This window comes from Bremerella volcania (genome assembly GCF_007748115.1).
Taxonomy (GTDB): Bacteria; Planctomycetota; Planctomycetia; order Pirellulales; family Pirellulaceae; genus Bremerella; species Bremerella volcania.
Map to the genome: position 1 here is coordinate 6,337,137 of NZ_CP036289.1, position 19,718 is coordinate 6,356,854.

The following is a 19,718-nucleotide window of genomic DNA, read 5'->3' on the forward strand; positions in this document are numbered from 1 at the left end:
AGGATGGGTACGTCCTATTTCATTCAAGCTTGATTCACTAGCCGACGGTCAAACCGTTGCGGACGTTCTCTGGCGTCTTTCCTTGCAAGCAGTCGACGACCTGCTGCGAGACGCGGCCGCGCATGTTTTCCAGCGATTCGACACTCACGAACGCCGCGTGCGGGGTGACGATCACGCGTGGGTCGTTGTACGGAGCGATCGTCAAGTCACACGGTTCCGGGTCTTGCACGTCGAGCGCCGCTCCGGCCAACTGGCCGGCTTCCAGGGCGGCGGCCAGCGCGTCGTGATCGACGATCGCCCCGCGAGCCGTGTTAATAAGGTAGGCCGTCGGTTTCATCTTCTGAAACTGCTCGGCCCCGAACGACTTTTTCGTTTCCGGAGTGGCAGGAATCAGAAGCGAGACGTAGTCCGACTTGGCCAGCAGCGTGTCGAGGTCGACCGTTTCGACGCCGTCCATCGTCTTGCCGCTGCGGCTGGTGGCGACGACGTTCAGGCCCAGGCACTTGGCCTTTTGGGCCAGCAGCATGCCGATGTTGCCCAAGCCGACGATCCCGAGCGTTTGACCTTCCATCCGCCGCATGATCGGGCCGGCCGTCAGGTCGTACTTGCCGCTCATCGTGTCGTGATGGTACATGGCCACCTTCCGGGCACACGCGAAGAGGAGTGCCAGCGTGTGCTCGGCGACTTCGGTCAAGCAGTAGTCGGGCGTGTTGGTGACGAGAATGCCCTTCGACGTGCAGTAGGCCATGTCGATGTTATCGAGTCCGATTCCCAGTCGGGCGACGATCTTCACGTTGGGAGAAGCCGAAATGACCTTTTCGGTGACCTGGGCCCAGTTAGTCATGATGGCATCGACCTGGTGCTGCTTAGCGAGCGCGGCGAGCGAATCTTCGTCCTTCGCGGTGGCGACGATCAACTCGACGTCGTTGTCGGCGAGCACTTGCTTTTCGATTTCCAGTTCTTCCCAGGCATAGTCGGTCAGCAGAACGTGGAATTTGGCCATGATGCGTCTCTTTCAGTCGGGCAGGGGATTGGGCGTGGAAACCACCCATGGTAACAGATTTTCGAGGCTGGTTTTGATGGGGGAAAGAGGAGAGCGAACCACGGATTTCACGGATAAGAAAAGGAAAGTTGATCCAGAAATAAAATTCTGAGCCAACCAAACGTATGTTCATCCCCACCATATCCATGTTCATCCGTGAAATCCGAGGTTCCTCTTCCCTCTTCTCTCCAAAATGTCCCGCTTGGAACTCCCCATTTCCTGGGCGAGGGGCTACCGCGTACCCTTCTCCCTGCTCGGCAGGTCCCCTAAAATCGATGGATTCGGTCGAACTTAGCCGCGAAGTGAACCCACGGACGAGCATCTATGCCGGTTTCCGATATTGAAGTCAAAGGGGCCCGCGAACACAATCTGCGCGAGGTCACGCTGACGCTTCCTCGCAATAAACTGATTTGCTTGACGGGCGTGAGCGGTAGCGGGAAAAGCTCGCTGGCGTTCGATACCGTCTATGCGGAAGGGCAGCGGCGGTACGTCGAGAGCCTGTCCAGCTACGCGCGGCAATTCATGGGGCAGATGCCCAAGCCCGACGTCGACTACATCGGCGGCTTGACCCCCAGCATTTCGATTTCGCAGAAGACGACCAGCAACAACCCACGTAGTACGGTCGGCACGATCACCGAAATCTACGACTATCTCCGCGTGATCTTCTCGCGCGTGGGGCAGGGCTTTTGTAGTGAATGTGGCAAGAAGCTCACCGCCCAGACGCGGGAACAAATCCTCGAGCGGATTCTCGGCCAGGAAGAAGGGACCTCGTTCGCCGTGCTTGCTCCGCTGGTTCGCGGCCAGAAGGGGGAGTTTAAGGACCTGTTCGTCGACCTGTTAAAGCAGGGCTTCGTCCGGGCTCGGGTCGACGGTGAGGTCATCCAGCTCAACGACGAGCTGCAGCTCGATCGCCAGATGCGGCACAACATCGAATTGGTCGTCGATCGTTTGAGCATCAAAGAGGGGGTCCGCGGACGCCTGGCCGAAGCGGTCGAGCTGGCCCTGAAGATGGGAGAAGGCAGCCTGATCATCGCCCCGCGCGAAGACGAAACGCCCGAAGGGCAGGAAGCGGCCCCGAAAAAGAAACGGGCCAAAAGCAAGCGCAGCAAGACGGCCGTGGCTGGCGACATGATGTTCTCGGTCGACTACGCCTGCGTCGACTGTGGAATATCTTACAGTCCGCCGACGCCGCAGCTGTTCAGCTTCAACTCGCCACAGGGGATGTGCCCGACGTGCGACGGCCTGGGCAAGGTCTACACGTTCGATCCTGAACTGCTGGTCCCCGACGTGACCTTGTCGTTCAAGCAAGGGGCGATCGAACTGCTAGGCAAGTGGAAAGAGCTGGGCCGCTGGAAGCGTCATATCTATCAAGGTATGGCCGACACGATGGAGCGGAAGTACGACCTGGGCAAAGGGGCCATCCTGGAAACGGCCTGGCGCGACATGCCCCAGGAGCACCAAGACTACCTGCTGTGGGGCACCGGAGACGAGCACATCACGTTCACCTGGCGCGGCGGCAACAGCCCCCAGATGTACGGTGGCACCTACGGTGGCATTGTGCCTGACCTGCTGGAAAAGTATCGCAATACCAACTCGAAGCCGCAGCAGCGGCAGCTTGAAAAGTACATGGCCACGGTCATCTGCCCACAGTGCCATGGCGATCGCCTGAACCCTCAGGCCCGTAGCGTGAAGGTCACCACCGCCAGCAAGGCGTTCGGCAAGGACGGCTCGCGGACGCTGCCGGAGATCTGCCAGCTGTCGATTCAACAGGCGGCCGATTTCTTCGGAGAGCTGGAACTCGACAGCCTTTCGCAGAAGATCGCCGAAGAAGCAGTCAAGGAAGTGCGAGGACGACTCGGCTTCCTGCAGAACGTGGGGCTCGAATACCTCACGCTCGACCGAACGGCTCCGACCCTCAGCGGTGGTGAATCGCAGCGTATACGCCTGGCAGGGCAGATCGGCTGCGGCCTGGTCGGCGTGACGTATATCCTCGACGAACCGTCGATCGGTCTCCACCCGCGCGATAACGACCGCCTGCTGGCAACCTTGAACGACCTGCGCGACCTGGGCAACACGGTCCTGGTGGTCGAGCACGACGAAGACACGATGCGCGTCGCCGACCATATCATCGACTTCGGTCCCGGGGCCGGAGTGCGCGGCGGGTACGTCGTCGCCCAAGGCTCGGCCAAGCAGTTGGAAGCGGTCGAGGAAAGCGTCACCGGGCGGTTCCTGTCCGGCAAAGACAAAATCGAAATCCCCACGTCGCGCCGTCCTTTAGGCGAGAAGAAGCTCCGCATCGTCGGTGCCGCGCAGAACAACCTGAAGAACATCACCGCCGAGATCCCGCTAGGGGGATTCGTCTGCATCACGGGGGCCAGTGGTAGCGGCAAGAGTTCGCTCATTAACGGCATCCTGGTCGAAGCGCTCCGCCGCGATTTGAACGGCGGCCTGGGCGAGCCAGGCGAGCACGAGCGGATCGAAGGGATCGAGCATCTCGACAAGATGATCGCGATCGATCAAAGCCCGATCGGCCGCACGCCGCGCAGCAACCCGGCGACCTACATCAAGGTGTTCGACGAAATCCGCGACCTGTTCGCCCAACTGCCCGAGTCTCGCAAGCGAGGCTACAAGCCAGGCCGCTTCAGCTTCAACGTCGACGGCGGCCGCTGCAGTGCCTGCGAAGGGAACGGGGCCAACAAGCTGGAGATGGACTTCCTGGCCGACATCTGGGTCACCTGCCCGGTGTGCGAAGGACACCGCTTCAACCGCGAAACGCTCGAAATCTTGTTCAAAGACAAGTCGATCGCCGACATCTTAGAGATGGACGTGCAGGACGCTTTGAAGACGTTCGAGAACGTCCCCAAGATCGCCCAGAAGCTGCAAACGCTGCACGACGTCGGGCTCGATTACATCAAGCTCGGGCAGCCTTCGCCGACCCTTTCTGGGGGTGAAGCCCAGCGTATCAAGCTCGCCAAAGAGCTTTCCAAACGCAGCACCGGCAAGACGCTGTACCTGTTGGACGAACCCACCACCGGGCTCCACTTCGCCGACACGAAGATGCTGCTGAAAGTGCTGCACGACTTCGCCAGCGCCGGCAACACGGTGCTGGTGGTCGAACATAACCTGGACGTGATCAAGACGGCCGACTGGGTTGTCGATCTCGGTCCTGAAGGGGGCATCAACGGCGGCACGATCGTCGCCGAAGGAACGCCGGAAGAAGTCGCCGCGGTCGAAGCTTCGTACACCGGCCAGGCACTGCAGCCTCTCTTGAGGGGTGAAACGAGCCGGGCCGTGGCCGAGATCAAACGCGCGGCGAAAGAGTCGCAGCAGACCGCCAAGGTTCAGGCCAAGCGGATCGACGTGCGTGGTGCCAAGATGCACAACCTGAAGGACGTCAGCGTCGGCATCGACCGCGACAAGATGACCGTCTTCTGCGGCCCCAGCGGTAGCGGCAAAAGCTCGCTGGCGATGGATACGATCTACGCCGAGGGGCAGCGCCGCTACGTCGAAAGCCTGAGCGCGTACGCGCGGCAGTTCGTCGGCCAGATGCAGAAGCCGAAGGTCGACCACATCGAGGGACTTTCGCCGGCGATCGCCATCGAGCAGAAGAACCTCGGCAAGTCGCCCCGTTCGACGGTCGGTACCGTCACCGAGATTTACGACTACCTGCGCGTGCTGATGAGCCGCCTGGGCGAGCCCAATTGCCCCGACTGCGACGTCCCAATTAAAACGCAAACGTCGACGCAGATCACCGATAAGGTCTTGCAGGAAGAGGAGGGGACCAAGCTGTTCCTGCTCGCCCCGCGGCACCTCGATACGGGGCAACAATACTCCGACCTATGGGAAGAGCTGAAGGCCGCCGGTTATCAGCGCGTTCGCGTCGACGGCGTGGTGCACACGATCGACAAGATGCCGAAGATCGATCGCCGCCGCAAGCATGACGTGGAAGTGGTGGTCGACCGAATCGTCGTGCGTCAGGATGCCCGGCCGCGCATTGCCGACAGCGTCGAGATCGCGCTGAGCCAGTCCGGCGGCGTGTTAGTGCTCGCCTACGCGGAAGACGACGTCCCCGAAGCCCACTGGCGAACCAAGCGTCTGAGCCAGAAGCTTTCGTGCGAGTCTTGCGATCGCAGCTTCGATCCACTGTCGCCGCATAACTTCTCGTTCAACAGTTACCTCGGCTGGTGCCCCGACTGCGAAGGGCTCGGCACGCAGACCGGTGCCGATCCAACAGCACTGCTGAGCGATCCGAAGCGCAGCCTGGCTGAAGGTGCGCTGCGGTTGTGGCCCGACCTCAAGTCGCCGACCGCGATGCGCATGCTCGAAGCGATTTGCGAGAAGAACAAGATTCCGATCGACGTTCCGTTTGAACAACTTGGCGCGCGTCAGCGGCGAATCATTCTGCACGGCACCGGCGACACGGTCTACGACATCTACACCGATGGGAAGAAGAAAGACAAGATCGAGTTCCGCTTCCAGTTCAAGGGGTTGTATCCAGCGCTGGAAGATGCCTCGCGGCTGAGTCCTTCGTTCCGCGGTCAGCTGGAATCGCTGGTGGCGGAAGTGGAATGCACCACCTGCGATGGCTCGCGTTTGCGGGACGACGCCTCGGCGGTGCGTTTCCGGAAGAAGTCGATGCGCGACATCACCAGCATGCCGCTGGCCGAACTGCTGGAGTTCATCCGCTCGGCCAAATTGAAGAAGCGCGAACAGAAGATCGCCGGCGAGCTGCTCCGCGAGATCGACAGCCGCGTGCAGTTTTTGCTGGACGTGGGGCTCGAGTACCTGACTCTCCGCCGCACGGCCCCCACGCTTTCGGCCGGGGAAGCCCAGCGTATTCGCCTGGCCAGCCAGCTGGGCAGCGGCCTGTGCGGCGTGCTGTACGTGCTGGACGAACCGACGATTGGCCTCCACCCGCGCGACAACCGTCGACTGCTCAAAGCATTGCATCGGCTGCGTGACCTGGGCAATACGCTGCTGGTGGTCGAACATGATCAGGAAGTGATTGAGGGGAGCGATCGGTTGATCGACTTTGGCCCTCAGGCAGGGCGTCACGGCGGAACGATCGTGGCCGAAGGAACGCCCAAGCAGATCGCCAAAGCCTCTGGCTCGGTAACCGGTCCATACATCTCGGGCAAACAGGCGATCTACGCGCCGAGCAATCGCCGTATGATGTCGATCGCGAACAACTCCGACGAAGACGTGATCGCCGATTTCAGCAGCCCTTCGGGCGAATGGCTTGAGATCGTCGGGGCCAGCCACCGCAACCTGCGGAACGTGAACGTCTCGATTCCGCTGGGTGCTTTGGTTGCCATTGGCGGCCCGAGCGGTAGCGGCAAGAGCACGCTCGTTCAAGACATCTTGTACAACACGCTGGCCCGCCGCCTGCATCGCGCTTCGACCATTCCCGGCGCGCACGATGCCCTGCGCGGCATGGAGAACATCAACAAGGTCATCCGCGTCGATCAGCAGCCGATCGGCAACAGCCCCAGCTCGAATCCGGCGACCTATACCGGCGTGTTCGACTTGATTCGCGACCTGTTCGCTCAGCTGCCTGACGCCAAGGTCCGCGGCTACACGGCGCGTCGCTTCAGCTTCAACGTCGAAGGGGGACGCTGCGAAGACTGCCAAGGCATGGGGCAGAAATGCATCGAGATGCACTTCCTGCCCGACGTGTGGGTCACCTGCGAAACGTGCAACGGGCTGCGTTACAACGAAGAGACGCTCGCGGTCAAATTCCACGGAAAGTCGATTTCCGAAGTGCTCGAAATGTCGTGTGGCCAGGCCGTGCAGCTGTTCGAGAACATCCCCAAGATTCGCCGCACGCTGCAGACGCTATGCGACGTGGGTCTCGATTACGTCACGCTCGGCCAGTCGGCCCCGACCCTTTCCGGTGGCGAAGCCCAACGCGTGAAGCTCGCTTCGGAACTGGCTCGGCCTGATACGGGCCGCACGCTGTACCTTTTGGACGAACCTTCGACCGGGCTGCACTTCGAGGACCTGAAGAAGTTGCTGGACGTGTTCCATCGGCTGGTCGACCTGGGCAATACGGTGATCGTGATCGAACACAATCTCGACATCTTGAAGCAGGCCGACTGGGTCATCGAGATGGGTCCCGAAGCCGGCCAGGCGGGCGGCCAGGTCGTGACGGTCGGTACGCCGGAAGATATCGTCGCGTACTCGAAGTCGTTCCTCAAGCTGGCCAAGAAGCAGAAGAGCGAAGAGTCGACCCTGACCGACGAACGAGGCATGACCTGGCTGCGCAGTCATACTGGCGAAGCGCTGGGCCCCGTGCTGGAAGCGGCCCCGCGCGAAGAGCGTCCGCAGTACGATCCGCACGCGGCGGAGCAGCAGCGCGAAGGAGACCTCGACATCGACGACGTGGGTGCCCAAATCCAGATGCCTTGGGAACTCGACGGACGACGTTGGCACACGAAGGATCGCGTCGGACGCGACGGGCAGCCGTGTAACTGGGACGGCAAGATCCTGGCCGAGGTGGTCGATCGCATTCAAGCTTCCGACTCGTTCAGCGACCCCAACTGGAACTCGCGGACGATCGTCGAGATCGCGGCGAAGAAGAAATCGGACGGCTGGTTCTTCCACGGCATCACCGGCGAAAGCTGGCTGGTGAAGCTGAAGTTCCGCGTGATGAAGGGGACGTTCAACAAGTACGAACTACCCCAGGAACTCAACTTGCCAACCCTCAACCAGATGGACGACCTGCCGATCTACAGCAACGATCCGCGGGTGAAGGTCAAAAACCTGCGTGGTCCGTTCCAGGAAGTCGAGATCAGGGCCCACAGCTGGCAAGAGATCAACAAGCCGGAGTTCTGGAAGTTCGTCGACGACGCGATCATCGGCTTTCAGAAGTATGAGTCGACCATCAGCCAGGACGTCGAAAGCCACATGCCGTGGAAGAAGCTCGGCGAGAAGTGGCACCTGTCGCGCAAGGGCTTCCCGCCGGGCAAAAAGGTAGCGTGGGACCAGTCGGTGCTGGAAGAGGTGATCGAGCTGCTGAAAGAAGTCGCTCCGCAAGGCGAGATCCTGTGGAACAACCAGATGCTGATCAACATGATGATCCCCGGCAAGCGGACCGCGTGGGCCGTGGTGACGACCAAGAAGCCGGAACATGTTCGGCTGGAACTGAAGACCTCTAAAGCGTCCACGACGCAGGGCAGAATCGCCGGATTAGGCCACGAACCGGACGTCGATCAGTCGCGCAGCGGCGAAGAGATCGTGCGGCTTCACTTCCGCCATGATGCGGACCTGCAAAAGGGTGATTTGCGAGCGTTTTTGAAGGAGAGCTTCGAAGGCGAATCTTCCTCTGGTCAGCGATCGCTCCTCTAAAGGGCGAATTAAGATCGCGAGGTTTCCCTTAAACATTCGCATGCGTTTTACCCGAGAAAATACGGGTTAAAACGCAGTTGCCGGGTGCTTGAATGGGCGCGAAAAGATTGTGATCAAAATTGCGAATTCTTTTTATAGTGACCACGGAGTGATCAATCAGCGCAACTCTTTGCGCCCGTTACATGTTCGTTGAAATTGGTGTTCGGAGCTACCGAATTTCGACGTTTGACGCCATACGGATTCCCGTTATTAATGGAAGTCTAGGGCGGTCGCCGGCCAGACGTTACTGGTCGCAGTCTATCTATTTTCCCAATCTTTATGAGGAGAGCGCAAATGGTGTCGAAGCCAACTGTGGCCATCTTGGGAGCAAGTGCGGAGCGTTCCAAATACGGGAACAAATCCGTCCGAGCTCATCTGGAGCGCGGGTACGATGTTTACCCCGTGAACCCAAGAGGTGGCCAGATCGAAGGTCTTAAGGTTTACACCTCGGTGAAAGACATTCCGGTCGATCAGCTGGATCGCATCAGCGTATACGTTCCGCCTCAAATCGGTATGAAGATGGTGAGCGACATCGCTTCGAAGCCGGCTCGTGAAGTCTTCTTCAATCCTGGCAGCGAAAGCGCCGAGCTGCTGGAAGCCGCTCGCCAGCGTGGCATCGACCCGATCCAGGCCTGCAGCATTGTCAGCGTCGGCGTAACGCCTCACGCATTCGATTAGGCCAGCCGCCCCCCTCCTCATCGTAACGAAACAAAACAGAAGAGGCCGCGTCCCACGACGCGGCCTTTTTTTATCGCGCACGTTTATTCATTTCAGGGGTGGCCCTCTATGAAGACAGACTCGTTGTCAAGTGTTTTCACCGGTGGTTCCCTTCCTCTATCCGAGCGTTTCCCGTGGTGGGATAGCCCCTGTGGGTGTTTTCGAAGTAAAGGGGAAGGCTGCCCTAACCAGAGACGAGCTTGAGCCCAGGGCCACCTCGAGCGTACCTTCCCGCCGGAACAGGTGAATGCTTGACCAGTCGCTTCTTTCGAAGGATCTCCCAGAGTTCTATCGAGTTGTGGGGATTCCTTAATTTAAACGGCTTGCTCTAAAACGCGATCCGCTTGGGGCGTTTCGCGGCGTAGTTCGTGGTGCAGCCAGCGAACCCAACGATTGGCGACCGCCGCGACCACCACGTTCTTCGGTTTGCCTCGACTCAGCATGCCGGTCGCTAGCTTGGTCCATGGGCCACTTGTTTGTCGAATCAGTCGATGCCCCAATTCGATCAACACAGTCCGCAGGTCGGGGTTGCCGGCCTTGATCAGTCCTGCATCTGCCTGACGTTGTCCACTGCTGGCATTGCGAGGCGTCACTCCGCAGAACCGAGCCAGTTGCTTGCCACGCGTGAAGCGATCGAAGCGACCGATCTCGGCGCGAAGCGTAACCGCCGTCACCAGCCCCACGCCGGGCATTGTCAGAAGCTTCGCAACGACCGGATCGTCTTCGACCGTGTGCCTGATCTTGGCTTCCACAGCACGGATGCGACGCCCCAGGGAAGTCAATTCCTCGAGGTGGTCTTCCACAAGCCACCGGTCGCTTGGTGCCAAGTCGTCTGTTTCCTGCAGCCATGTGAGCCACTTCTTCGTCCAAGGCGTGCCGCCCGGTGAAGGCACCCGGTTTTCTCGTAAAAGCCCACGAATCCGCAGTTTAACGTCCCGCCGCCGCCGCACCAATTGAGCCCGATGGCGGACCAGGCGTCGCAGTTGCCGCGTTGCTTCGGGGGCCAGCCACACGCTCGGCAGGTAATTGACGCGAGCCAGATCGGCCAGCAGTTGGGCATCGGCCAGGTCGGTTTTGTCAGGCGAACGCTTCATCCGTGCGACGTAGCCTGGATGAGCCAGCTGCACCGGCAAATTGCGATGGGTGACCAGTTCCTCGGCCAGATCGGCCGCCCCGCAACAGGCCTCGATCGCCACGCGTTGCGGCGTGCCATGCTGCAACGCAAAGCGGGCAATCAAATCAGCCTCATTCCGCACCGACCGATTCGCCAGCGTCCGCCCTTCCGAATCCAAAACACACACCTGAACCAAATCCTGATGGTAATCAAGCCCGACGAAAGTTGGTAAACTAGGCATCGCTCGTTGCTCCTTTTGGGTTTATGGGTTACTAACACACTCGTAGTAAACCCTAGGAGCAACGGGTCTTCATCCCTATCCAGAGGGCTATCTCTGGGCCACCCGGGACGTTGGTCGGCGTTAAGCGGCTTGCTTCTCTTCGTCGCTGGGCTTGGTCCCCTGGCCGGACCGTTTCAGCCATCCTTCGCCGATGACCCTTAGCGCGACGCGGTCTTCCAGGTTCGGGCGAAAGATCGTCAGCAGCATCAGCGGCATATACCAGGCAACATAGGTCGTGCCGTCGTTGGCATGCCAGAACTGGGCGGCCAGCATCAGGCCGGCCGTGCAACTGATCAGCGTGCCCAGGTTCTTCTGGGCCGGCCAGATGGCGAACGCGATCGAGATCACCGCGAACGCCGCCAGAACCGGAATGCGGTAGGCGTTCGAGTTGAAGTAGTAGTTCCAGAAGCCGGTGTACCCTTCGTCGCGCGGGAGCCACAAACCGAACATCGCCCGGAACTGGTTCAGGAAGGTTTCGAAGTCGGACGACGTGAACGCGAGCGATAGTGCCAACAGCACCAGCGTCGCGACCACCCCAATCAGGAAGCGACCACGCCCCCGTTCCCAGTAGTAACTGAACCACAGCGGCAAGAGGAACAGCGGGTAATAGAGCGTGCCGATCGCGAAGCCCATGAAGATGCCGGAGACCAGCGGCTGGCGGTAAAAGAAGATCGCCCAGACCAACAGCGCCGCCGGCAGCACGTGATCGATCCGGCCGGTATAGACCGCCGCATAGGGAAGCAGGAAGTAGAACATCGCTGCTCCCACTCCCATTTTGATGTTATCGAAGTGCCGATAGCCCACCAGGATGATGCCGGCGATCAGGGCCATGTTCGCCAGGATGGCCATCGTTTTGGTCACGATGACGGTGATCTTCTCGGTCGTCTGCAGATCGGTTGGCTCGTCCTGCTGAGCCAATTGATAGGTCGGAATGCGCGGCACCAAAAGGAGCATGCGGTAGCCAGGGCCAAAATGGCGCAGCGACTCTTCCACTTCTTCCGGGCTGCTCTTCGAGGCCTCGCGAACGCCGCGCAGGTCGGCATCCGAAGGGCGGCCAACAATGACGTTGGTCATCAAGAAGATGAATAGCGCACAGGTGATGAAGGTCATCCCGCCAATGGTCAGGTTCGGCTCGAGCATCGGCCGGCGGACCATCGTCGGATCGACGAACAAGCGGATCACGATCAACGTGCTCAAACAGAAGAGCCAGATGTATCCGGTCTTCTCCAGCGTCTTACCAACCTGCAGCATCTCTTGCCGCGTCGGCGGGGCGATTGCCTCCTCGGGTACCAAGGGGGCCGCCTGCGCAGCAGGCTCCACCACGGGTTCCAACTTGGGTATCAGAGGGACGGTTTCCGCGGGAGCCGTGGGAAGGCTCGCCGCGACGTTGATGCTCTGCTGACCGAAGTAGACCATCAGCAGGCCCGGCGCCAGGGCGATGATCAGCAAGATATCGAGGTTTCGAACGCTCCAGACGCGGTTGAACTTGAAGTACAGCCCAATCACCAGCAGCGACGACAAGTAAGCCCAAGTCGTCGGGTTCACGCTTTCGTATTGAAAGAGTATCTCGCGCATCAGCCGGCTGAGTAGGTAATTCGACGAGGTCTATCCGTCGCGTCTTAACGGCCGATTGTCGAGGATCCGGCCGGATTGGCATCCGCCAAGTCTTATTATCAACCATTCGGATGCCCGATTCCAAGCCCAAGCTGGCATCCTGCCACCCAGGTTTATCAAGAAGTTTGGGATCGCGCGTTCGTGTTCGTAACTTCAAGAAGAATACGCATTTCCGTTAAAAACGCAAGCACCAAGCAAGTCCAGCTGCCTGGGACCAGCTGCCCGGCATTGAGCTGACTGCCCCTTTACCGGGCGAACCCAACTTATCTCTGGCACATTAGGGAGAAACCTCGTACGATGTCGGATGGTTAGGGCATTGACGCTAACGTTAGGCAAATTTCGGCTTGGCGATATCGATGGAAATCGCTTCTATCAGCCGATTTCGGGCCATTCTTTTCTTCCCCCTTTGATGGAAACCTTTGAGGACTCAATTCATGAAGCTCGATTCGACAACTCGTTTCTGGCTGGCAAGTTTCGCGGTGGGAAGCGTCATGACGGCGTTTGCTATCGTTGGGTTGACGGTCGGACTTCAGCAACAGCAGCCTGCTCTCGAAATCCCGGTCAATGCCACGGCAAGTACCTGGAGCGAAACGATGTGCGCCGCAACCGGCCGCGTGGATGAAGAAGTGGAAGGCCTGTTTACGCTCGACTCGCTGACCGGCGACCTGCAGTGCTCGGTCTTGAATGGCCGCACGACGAAGTTTGCCGGCCTTTTCCGCACCAACGTGCTGCAAGACCTGGGCGTCGACGCCGCGAAGAAGCCGACGTACATGATCCTGACCGGTGCCGCCAGCTTCCCTGGCCAAGGGGGCAACACGCGTCCCGGCGACTGCGTGGTGTACGTCATCGACGCGACCACCGGCCGTTTCGTCGTGTATGGGGTGCCCTGGCAGCGAACGCTGGCCGCTCGTGGCGCACCGCAGCAGGGCGCTTTGATTCTGTTGGACTCCGGCACCGCGCGAAACGTCATGCTCCGCGAACCATAGTCGGACGGATCGCCGCTCAGACATACGATCGGGCCTGCTTCTCTCGGGAAGCGAGGCCCTTTCTTTTGGATCTGGACGTCATTTCCGCCGGAAAACCCAACCTACGGCAAATCGTCCGGTTGTCGAGAGAAACCCTCCCGTCGTAAACTTGGGTAAGGTTCGACCCACGGCCCCGTGAGGCGGCTAGTGGGCCGTGCCGCCTGATTTTCTGTCTGAGAGTTTCATGAAAATACGTATTAACGAAGAGGAACGCGACGTCCCGGAAGGTGCCTCCGTGGCGGACGTCGTCGAGACTCTTTCGCTGAATCCCAAATTCATCGCCGTGGAAGTCAACCTGGAACTCATCCCGCGCGGCGAGCACGCAACCTATAAGTTGTCTGCTGGCGACCAGTTAGAAGTCGTGACCCTGGTAGGAGGTGGCTAATGAGTCTTGTCCAGGCTAAGACCGACGATGCCCCTCTGGTGCTCGGAACGCACACGCTGCGCAGCCGCTTGATCGTCGGGACCGGCAAGTACGATACGCTCGAACTGATGCAGCAATCGCTCGAAGCTTCCGGCAGCGAGTGCGTCACCGTCGCCGTGCGTCGCGAAAAGCTGTACGACCCGACGGGTCGTAATCTCCTGGACTACATCGATTTCCATCGCTACACGCTGCTGCCCAACACGGCCGGCTGCTACAACGCCCGCGATGCCGTCCGGACGGCTAAGCTCGGCCGAGAGATCCTGCTGGGGTTGGAGAACCCCGGTGCCGACTGGGTGAAGCTGGAAGTGCTGGCCGATACCAAGACGCTGCTGCCCGATCCGGTCGAGACGGTTCAGGCCTGCGAGCAGTTGGTCGAACTTGGCTTTCAGGTTCTGTGCTATACGACCGACGATCCGGTGATCGCCAAACGCTTAAAAGAAGTGGGCGCGACCGCCGTAATGCCGGCTGGCAGTCCAATTGGTTCGGGGCAGGGGATCTTGAATCCGAACAACATCCGCATCTGCCTGGAGTACCTCAAGGGAGAAGACCCCGACTACCCTGTGATCGTCGACGCTGGCGTCGGCACGGCCAGCGACGTGGCCTTCGCCATGGAACTGGGAGTCGATGGCGTGCTGCTCAACACGGCGATCGCCCACGCGAAGGATCCTGTGCGAATGGCTCACGCGATGCGGCATGCGACCGAGGCAGGGCGCCTGGCATTTCAGTCGGGGCGGATCCCTCGGCGGTTGTACGCTTCGGCCAGCAGCCCGGAAGATGGCGTCATCGGCCGCACGAGACACTAGATACTAAGAGCAGGAACACCACAGAGAAGGTTCCGTCCCCTAAAGGACCAGGCACATACCATGACGAAGCCGCACCCTAAGTTTGCCGCGGCACTTTCGGTTCAAGACACGACCGAAGCAGCGCTGGCGGAAGTCGTTAAAGAGGCGCTCGACGCGTTGGCCGCTCCGGTCGATCTGGCGATGGTCTTTGTTTCGCCCCATCACCTGCCATATGCCGATGTGGTGGCAAAAGAGCTCACGCGTCTTTTGGGAACGCAAAACGTGATCGGCTGCACCGGCGAATCGATCATCGGCCAATCGCGCGAGGCGGAAGACACGCCTGCGATCAGCTTGTGGCTGGCTCACTTGCCGCAGACGACCGTCTTACCGATGCACTTGGAATTCCAGCGCACGCCGGACGGGGGCTCGATCGTCGGTTGGTCGGACGAGCTACCGACCCAGTGGCCCCAGGATGCCTGCACGTTGGCCTTGGCCGAGCCCTTCAGCTTTCCGGCCGATCTGCTATTGGAGCGTATTAACGAAGACCAGCCCGGCATCCCGGTGATTGGCGGGATCGCCAGCGCCAGCTATCAGCCCGGCGAAAATCGTTTGATCCTGGGAGATCGCACGTTTGATAGCGGCGGCATCTTGATTTACCTGCACGGCAACGTCCGCGTGCGAACGATCGTTTCGCAAGGGTGCCGACCGATCGGCGATCCGCTGATCATTACCAAGGCCGAGCGCAACGTCATTCACGAACTGGGCGGGATACCGGCGCTCAAGCAGTTGGAAGCGATCTACAAAACGCTACCCGTGACGGATCAGCAACTGGTCAGCCGCGGCCTGCACATCGGACGCGTCGTCGACGAATACCAATCGGACCGCAGCCAAGGAGACTTCATCGTTCGCAACGTGGTGGGGATCGAGAAAGAATCAGGCTCGCTGATGATCGGCGACTACGTGAAGCCTGGTCAGACGGTGCAGTTCCACGTGCGCGACGAGTTCTCGGCTTCGGCGGAACTCAAGCAGCTGACCGCCGAGATCAAGAAGAGCGGGTCGTCGCCCACCTCGGTGCTGACGTTTACCTGCAATGGGCGCGGAACGAAGCTCTTCAGCGAACCGCATCACGATGCAACCTGCTTGAAGACCGCGTTCGGCACGATCCCCAACGCCGGCTTCTTCGCCGCCGGCGAAATCGGCCCAGTCGCTGGCAAGAACTTCCTACATGGCTTCACGGCCAGCGTAGCGGTAATGGAACCGCTGGAAGACGACACTTAAGACGCAGGGTGATTTCCATGAATGGAAATTGCTTATAGTCCGCTGCGCTGGAGCATTTGCAGTTCCAGTTGCATTAGGCGCATCCGGTCTTGATGGAAGCGCTCCAGCAGCGACTTTTCTTCGATCAAATTCTTGAGGTTTTCTTCGGCTTGGACAAGTCCGACCTTGGTGAACTCTAACTGTCCGAAGAGGGGCGCCGAGTATTTGAACTTGGTGAACTGCTCGTACTCGGCCAGCTGTCGCTCGTACGATTGGATCTGGGCCTTGGCGATGTTGATCTTCGAGTTGAGTAGCCGTCGCTGCAGCGGGTACTCTTGCCCCTGGTACAACTTGATCCGCAGGCGAGCGGCTTCGATCTCTGGGGATTCACCGGCCGGGCCCGCGGCCTGAACGATCAGACAGGCCACAAACAGCATCTTGGACAAGACAATCAAAACAGTCGGTATGCGTACCAAAAGACGGTAATTCACGGCTGGGTATCCTCGGAAGCAAAGCATGGTAGATACCTTCCAGCCTAATCACCCCGCGGGAAACCTCAACTAAGTTGCCTGCCTGGGCCGATATCAGCCGTTTCCGCGAATCGACTTGGCTTCTATAATCACGGGATCGATTCGCGCATTCGGCAGTAAGTTGAGGAGAACCATGGCGGACAGCTACAAGATTCTGATTGCCGACGACAATCAAGCCAATGTTGAACTCTTGGAGGCCTATTTGGCCGGCGTCGACTGCGAAACGGAAATCGCCGTCAACGGGCAAGACACGCTCGACAAAGTCGCCAGCTTCCAGCCTGATTTGATCTTGTTGGACGTGATGATGCCCAAGCTCAGCGGCTTCGAGGTTTGCAAGCAGTTGAAGGCCGATCCATCGACCAAAGGTATTATGATACTTATGGTTACGGCGCTTAACGAACTGGGCGACATCGAACGCGCCGTCGCAGCCGGGACCGACGATTTCCTCTCGAAACCGGTCAATCGCATCGAACTGACCAAGCGCGTCGAGAACATGCTGCGCCTAAAGAACGTGGAAAACGAGAACGAACGGCTTCGACAGTATATCGAGCAGATGGAAAACAGCCGCATCTAACCCCCCGGCGTTCTCGGCTTTTCCTGGCTCTACGATGTACTTGATATGGATTTTTTAGGCCCCGATCGCTTCATCCCCTCGGACCTATCGGCTGCTGACTTGCGACTCTTGCCTTGTTTCTGGGCCGCCTTGAGGGGTATCCTTAGAGAGTCCCTAAAGCGACAGCGTTGGATCGAATTCATGATCTCTCAGCCCCAACGGGGCGAAAGATAATAGCCAGGGGCATAGGCCCCTGGAACGCTTTCTACGAAGCGATAGCCCTGAAAGGGCGACAGAATCTTCCCCAAGCTAGAGGTTCTGTCACCCCGTTGGGGCTCAGACTTTGTTGAGATTGCCTGTCCAGGGGCTCACGCCCCTGGCTATTATGTGTCGCCCCTTCAGGGCTTCGGATGGATTCATACCGGCGCTGTAGTACTTAGATAATGGCGAGGAACGATCTATGCCTTGGAATGTACGGCTCGGCTTCCTGGTAGCTGCGGTCTGTGTAGTGATGCTCGGACCGTGGTCGGAAAGCACTGCCCATGCGCAGTCGGCGGCCGCCACCTCCCCTGAAAAAGTTCAGGCCCTGATCACCCAGCTCGGCGACCGCAACTTCACCGTTCGCGAACGCGCCCAGTCCGATCTGGCACGCATGGGAATCGCGGCCTTCGATCAGCTGTTCGGCGCGATGCGCGATCCCGATTTGGAGATTGCCCGCCGTGCGCAGTATCTCATCCGCAGTGTTGAAATCGAATGGACCCGGCCAGAGTTCTCGGACGAGGTCAATGCTTACCTCAATCGCTACGGCAACTTGAACGTCGACAATCGCCGCAGCCGCATTGGCGAGCTGTCGCGTCTGCATACGATGGACGCGCTAAGCGCCCTGTGCCGGATCAGCCGCTACGACGTTTCGGAAGTCCTCTCGAAGGAAGCTGCCCTGGCCGCGGCCATTCAATTTCAAGGAGCCTCGGACGACGAGAAGCCGCAGATCATCGAGATCATCAGCGATCGGATCGGCGATAGTCCTCGCGTCGGTCCCAGTTGGCTGAAGGTCTTCCGCACCAGCTTGAACCAGCCTGGCGAGGCGATTGCCCAGTGGGAAGACCAGATCACCAATGAGATCGACCTGTTCACCACGCGGCCCGGGCTGACCAGTCAGCAGGTCGTGCTCGACCTGGTCCGCTGGGAAGTCGATCAGCTGCGTCAACAAGGCAAACAAGACGAAGCCTTGGCGGCGATGGAAGACGTCATTCGCATCAGTGCCAAGTTTTCCGAAAGCGAACTGTTGGACCTGACTACGTGGTTTTTGGATCGCAAAGGGCCTTCGGTGGTCGGACAACTGGCCGAGTATCACGCCAAGAAGTCCCCGGCGCTCGACGGCATGCCGATTGGCGGCCCGTTTGGCGAGAACCCCTCGCTGTTGTATTTGCTCGCCGAATCGGAACTGGTGCAAGACAACATTGAAAAGGCCGAAGCGTACGCCAAGGCCGCGTTGAGCTTGGAGCCTGATTCGTACGACAGCCATTACCTGACCGCCCAGGCCCTTTCCGACCGCGGCACCTTCCGCTGGAGCCGTAGCGAGTACCAGTACGTCATCGACAGCTTCGACGACGTGCTGGAGCGCGAATCGATGTTGGCCCGCATGCAACTGGGCGAACTGGAGAACGACCTCGGCTACCCCGACAAAGCGGCCGATGTGATGTGGCCGTGGGTCGAAGCGGTCGAGAAGAAGTTCGGCCCGAACAACCCCCTCAATGCGGATCGCGACGAAGCGATCTCGCGGTTTCTGGCGCGTAGTTATTTGTTCCGTGCCACCGCCGCCGAGAAGCGGGGAGACCTGACCGCGGCCAAGAAGGACCTCGACAAGGCGATCAAGTATTACGAAGACGAAGCGGACGTTCTGATCGCATCATACCGCGTCGGCCAGCAGGACGACATGTGGAAAGCCAAGGCCAAGGAACACATCGACCACACGATCGACTTCTACAAGCCGTTTGTCGAGAAGTTCCAGAAGCAGTACGAGATCTTCAAACAGAACAGCCGCGGCGACGACTTCATGGGAGCCCAAGGCTCGCAAATGGCCAACTACTGCAATCAATACGCCTGGCTCGTCTGCAACACGTACGGAGATTTCGATCACGCGATCGAGGCGAGCGAACTTTCGCTGGAAATGGTGCCAGGCAACGGTGCTTACCTGGACACCCTGGCGCACTGTCATGCCGCGAAAAAAGACTGGGCTTCGGCGGTCAAGTATCAACGCATGGCGGCCATGCAGATCCCGCACTCCGGCATGATTCGCAAGAAGTACCACGAGTTCGCCAAGAAGTGCCAGGAAAACAACATCGAATTCGAGGCCATCGAACTGCCTGACAGCCCTGACACGCACTTCCCTGAGTACAAGCAAGAGGGGAAGCTGTGAGTTCTTCCCTCGTGATGCCGCTAGAGAGTGACGCCCCGCGGCCGAAGTGGACCTTCCACATCATCATGCTGAGCATCGCCGTGCTGGTGACGGCGCTGTCGTTTCTGCTCACTACCGACGGACCGACCGACGTGGTCATCCCGTGGCTGAACATTGCGCTGCCGCCGACGTGCAGCATGCAGAACATGGCCGGCATCGATTGCCCCGGCTGCGGTCTGACGCGCAGCTTCATCTCGCTGGCGCACGGCCAACTGAGCGCGTCGCTGGCGTTCAACCCGGCCGGCATTCTGATCTTCGGCGTGGTCCTCTTTCAGATCCCCTATCGCATCGCTCAACTATGGCGCTTGCGCCGCGGACTGCCGGCCTGGAACTTGAACATGGTGTCGCTTTGGATTTGGGCACCGATCGTCGTCGTGTTGATGATGCAGTGGATCGGGAAGCTGGCGTCTTAATTTTTGAGTCAGCGAAATTCGTTGACGGCACATGCTTCTTCTTGTCCCCTCTCCCTCGCAGGGGCGAGGGGACAGAACTCGGGGCGAGTTTCCCAAATCGATCGTTCTTTGTCACAATGAACT

At 59.5% G+C, this 19,718-nt stretch carries 13 protein-coding genes; 9 read left to right on the plus strand and 4 right to left on the minus strand.

All coding sequences use genetic code 11. The annotated features are described in order from the left end of the window. Window positions 1-37 precede the first annotated feature (37 nt). Window positions 38-1,003 (minus strand): C-terminal binding protein, encoded by a 966-nt coding sequence (locus Pan97_RS25390; protein ID WP_144977750.1) that lies wholly within the window; start codon window positions 1,001-1,003, stop codon window positions 38-40. 363 nt (window positions 1,004-1,366) lie between these two features. Here Pan97_RS25390 and uvrA point away from each other — a divergent pair, with 363 nt between their 5' ends. Beyond that, entirely contained in the window at window positions 1,367-8,389 is a 7,023-nt protein-coding gene (uvrA, locus tag Pan97_RS25395) for an excinuclease ABC subunit UvrA (RefSeq protein WP_144977752.1), read from the plus strand. A gap of 333 nt (window positions 8,390-8,722) precedes the next feature. Then, the gene (locus tag Pan97_RS25400; protein ID WP_241676341.1) at window positions 8,723-9,106 is read left to right on the plus strand and encodes a CoA-binding protein; all 384 of its coding nucleotides are present in this window, start codon (window positions 8,723-8,725) and stop codon (window positions 9,104-9,106) included. 353 nt (window positions 9,107-9,459) lie between these two features. Here the strand turns inward: Pan97_RS25400 and Pan97_RS25405 are convergent, their stop codons facing one another. Both Pan97_RS25405 and Pan97_RS25410 read right to left on the minus strand, forming a co-directional pair. Continuing rightward, window positions 9,460-10,500 carry an IS110 family RNA-guided transposase gene (locus Pan97_RS25405; RefSeq protein ID WP_144969839.1) on the minus strand — a complete coding sequence of 347 codons (1,041 nt, stop codon included), beginning with the start codon at window positions 10,498-10,500 and terminating at the stop codon, window positions 9,460-9,462. A 120-nt stretch (window positions 10,501-10,620) separates the two neighbouring features. Then, window positions 10,621-12,114 (minus strand): hypothetical protein, encoded by a 1,494-nt coding sequence (locus Pan97_RS25410; RefSeq protein WP_144977754.1) that lies wholly within the window; start codon window positions 12,112-12,114, stop codon window positions 10,621-10,623. Between the two features lie 473 nt (window positions 12,115-12,587). Between Pan97_RS25410 and Pan97_RS25415 the strand changes: the two genes are divergently transcribed. The 4 genes from Pan97_RS25415 (at window position 12,588) to Pan97_RS25430 (ending at window position 15,662) form a co-directional block, all read left to right on the plus strand. Next, on the plus strand, window positions 12,588-13,139 hold the full coding sequence (locus tag Pan97_RS25415) for a hypothetical protein (RefSeq protein WP_144977756.1): 552 nt from the start codon (window positions 12,588-12,590) through the stop codon (window positions 13,137-13,139). A gap of 223 nt (window positions 13,140-13,362) precedes the next feature. Further along, entirely contained in the window at window positions 13,363-13,563 is a 201-nt protein-coding gene (gene thiS / locus Pan97_RS25420) for a sulfur carrier protein ThiS (RefSeq protein WP_144977758.1), read from the plus strand. After that, window positions 13,563-14,405 (plus strand): thiazole synthase, encoded by an 843-nt coding sequence (locus tag Pan97_RS25425; protein ID WP_144977760.1) that lies wholly within the window; start codon window positions 13,563-13,565, stop codon window positions 14,403-14,405. The genes thiS and Pan97_RS25425 overlap by 1 nt, the downstream gene beginning before the upstream one ends. Window positions 14,406-14,465: 60 nt before the next feature. Then, entirely contained in the window at window positions 14,466-15,662 is a 1,197-nt protein-coding gene (locus Pan97_RS25430) for an FIST signal transduction protein (protein ID WP_144977762.1), read from the plus strand. 32 nt (window positions 15,663-15,694) lie between these two features. Here Pan97_RS25430 and Pan97_RS25435 read toward each other — a convergent pair whose 3' ends face one another. After that, on the minus strand, window positions 15,695-16,132 hold the full coding sequence (locus Pan97_RS25435; RefSeq protein ID WP_144977764.1) for a hypothetical protein: 438 nt from the start codon (window positions 16,130-16,132) through the stop codon (window positions 15,695-15,697). A gap of 172 nt (window positions 16,133-16,304) precedes the next feature. On the opposite strand from Pan97_RS25435, the gene Pan97_RS25440 reads away from it, so the two are divergent. The 3 genes from Pan97_RS25440 to Pan97_RS25450 all read left to right on the plus strand — a co-directional run bounded on the left by Pan97_RS25440 (window position 16,305) and on the right by Pan97_RS25450 (window position 19,595). Next, window positions 16,305-16,745 (plus strand): response regulator, encoded by a 441-nt coding sequence (locus tag Pan97_RS25440; RefSeq protein WP_144977766.1) that lies wholly within the window; start codon window positions 16,305-16,307, stop codon window positions 16,743-16,745. A gap of 439 nt (window positions 16,746-17,184) precedes the next feature. After that, window positions 17,185-19,143, plus strand: coding sequence for a tetratricopeptide repeat protein (locus Pan97_RS25445; RefSeq protein ID WP_144977768.1), 1,959 nt, complete (start codon window positions 17,185-17,187; stop codon window positions 19,141-19,143). After that, a complete protein-coding gene (locus tag Pan97_RS25450; RefSeq protein ID WP_144977770.1) occupies window positions 19,140-19,595 on the plus strand; it encodes a DUF2752 domain-containing protein in 456 nt (151 codons plus the stop codon). The genes Pan97_RS25445 and Pan97_RS25450 overlap by 4 nt, the downstream gene beginning before the upstream one ends. The last annotated feature ends 123 nt before the right edge of the window (window positions 19,596-19,718 follow it).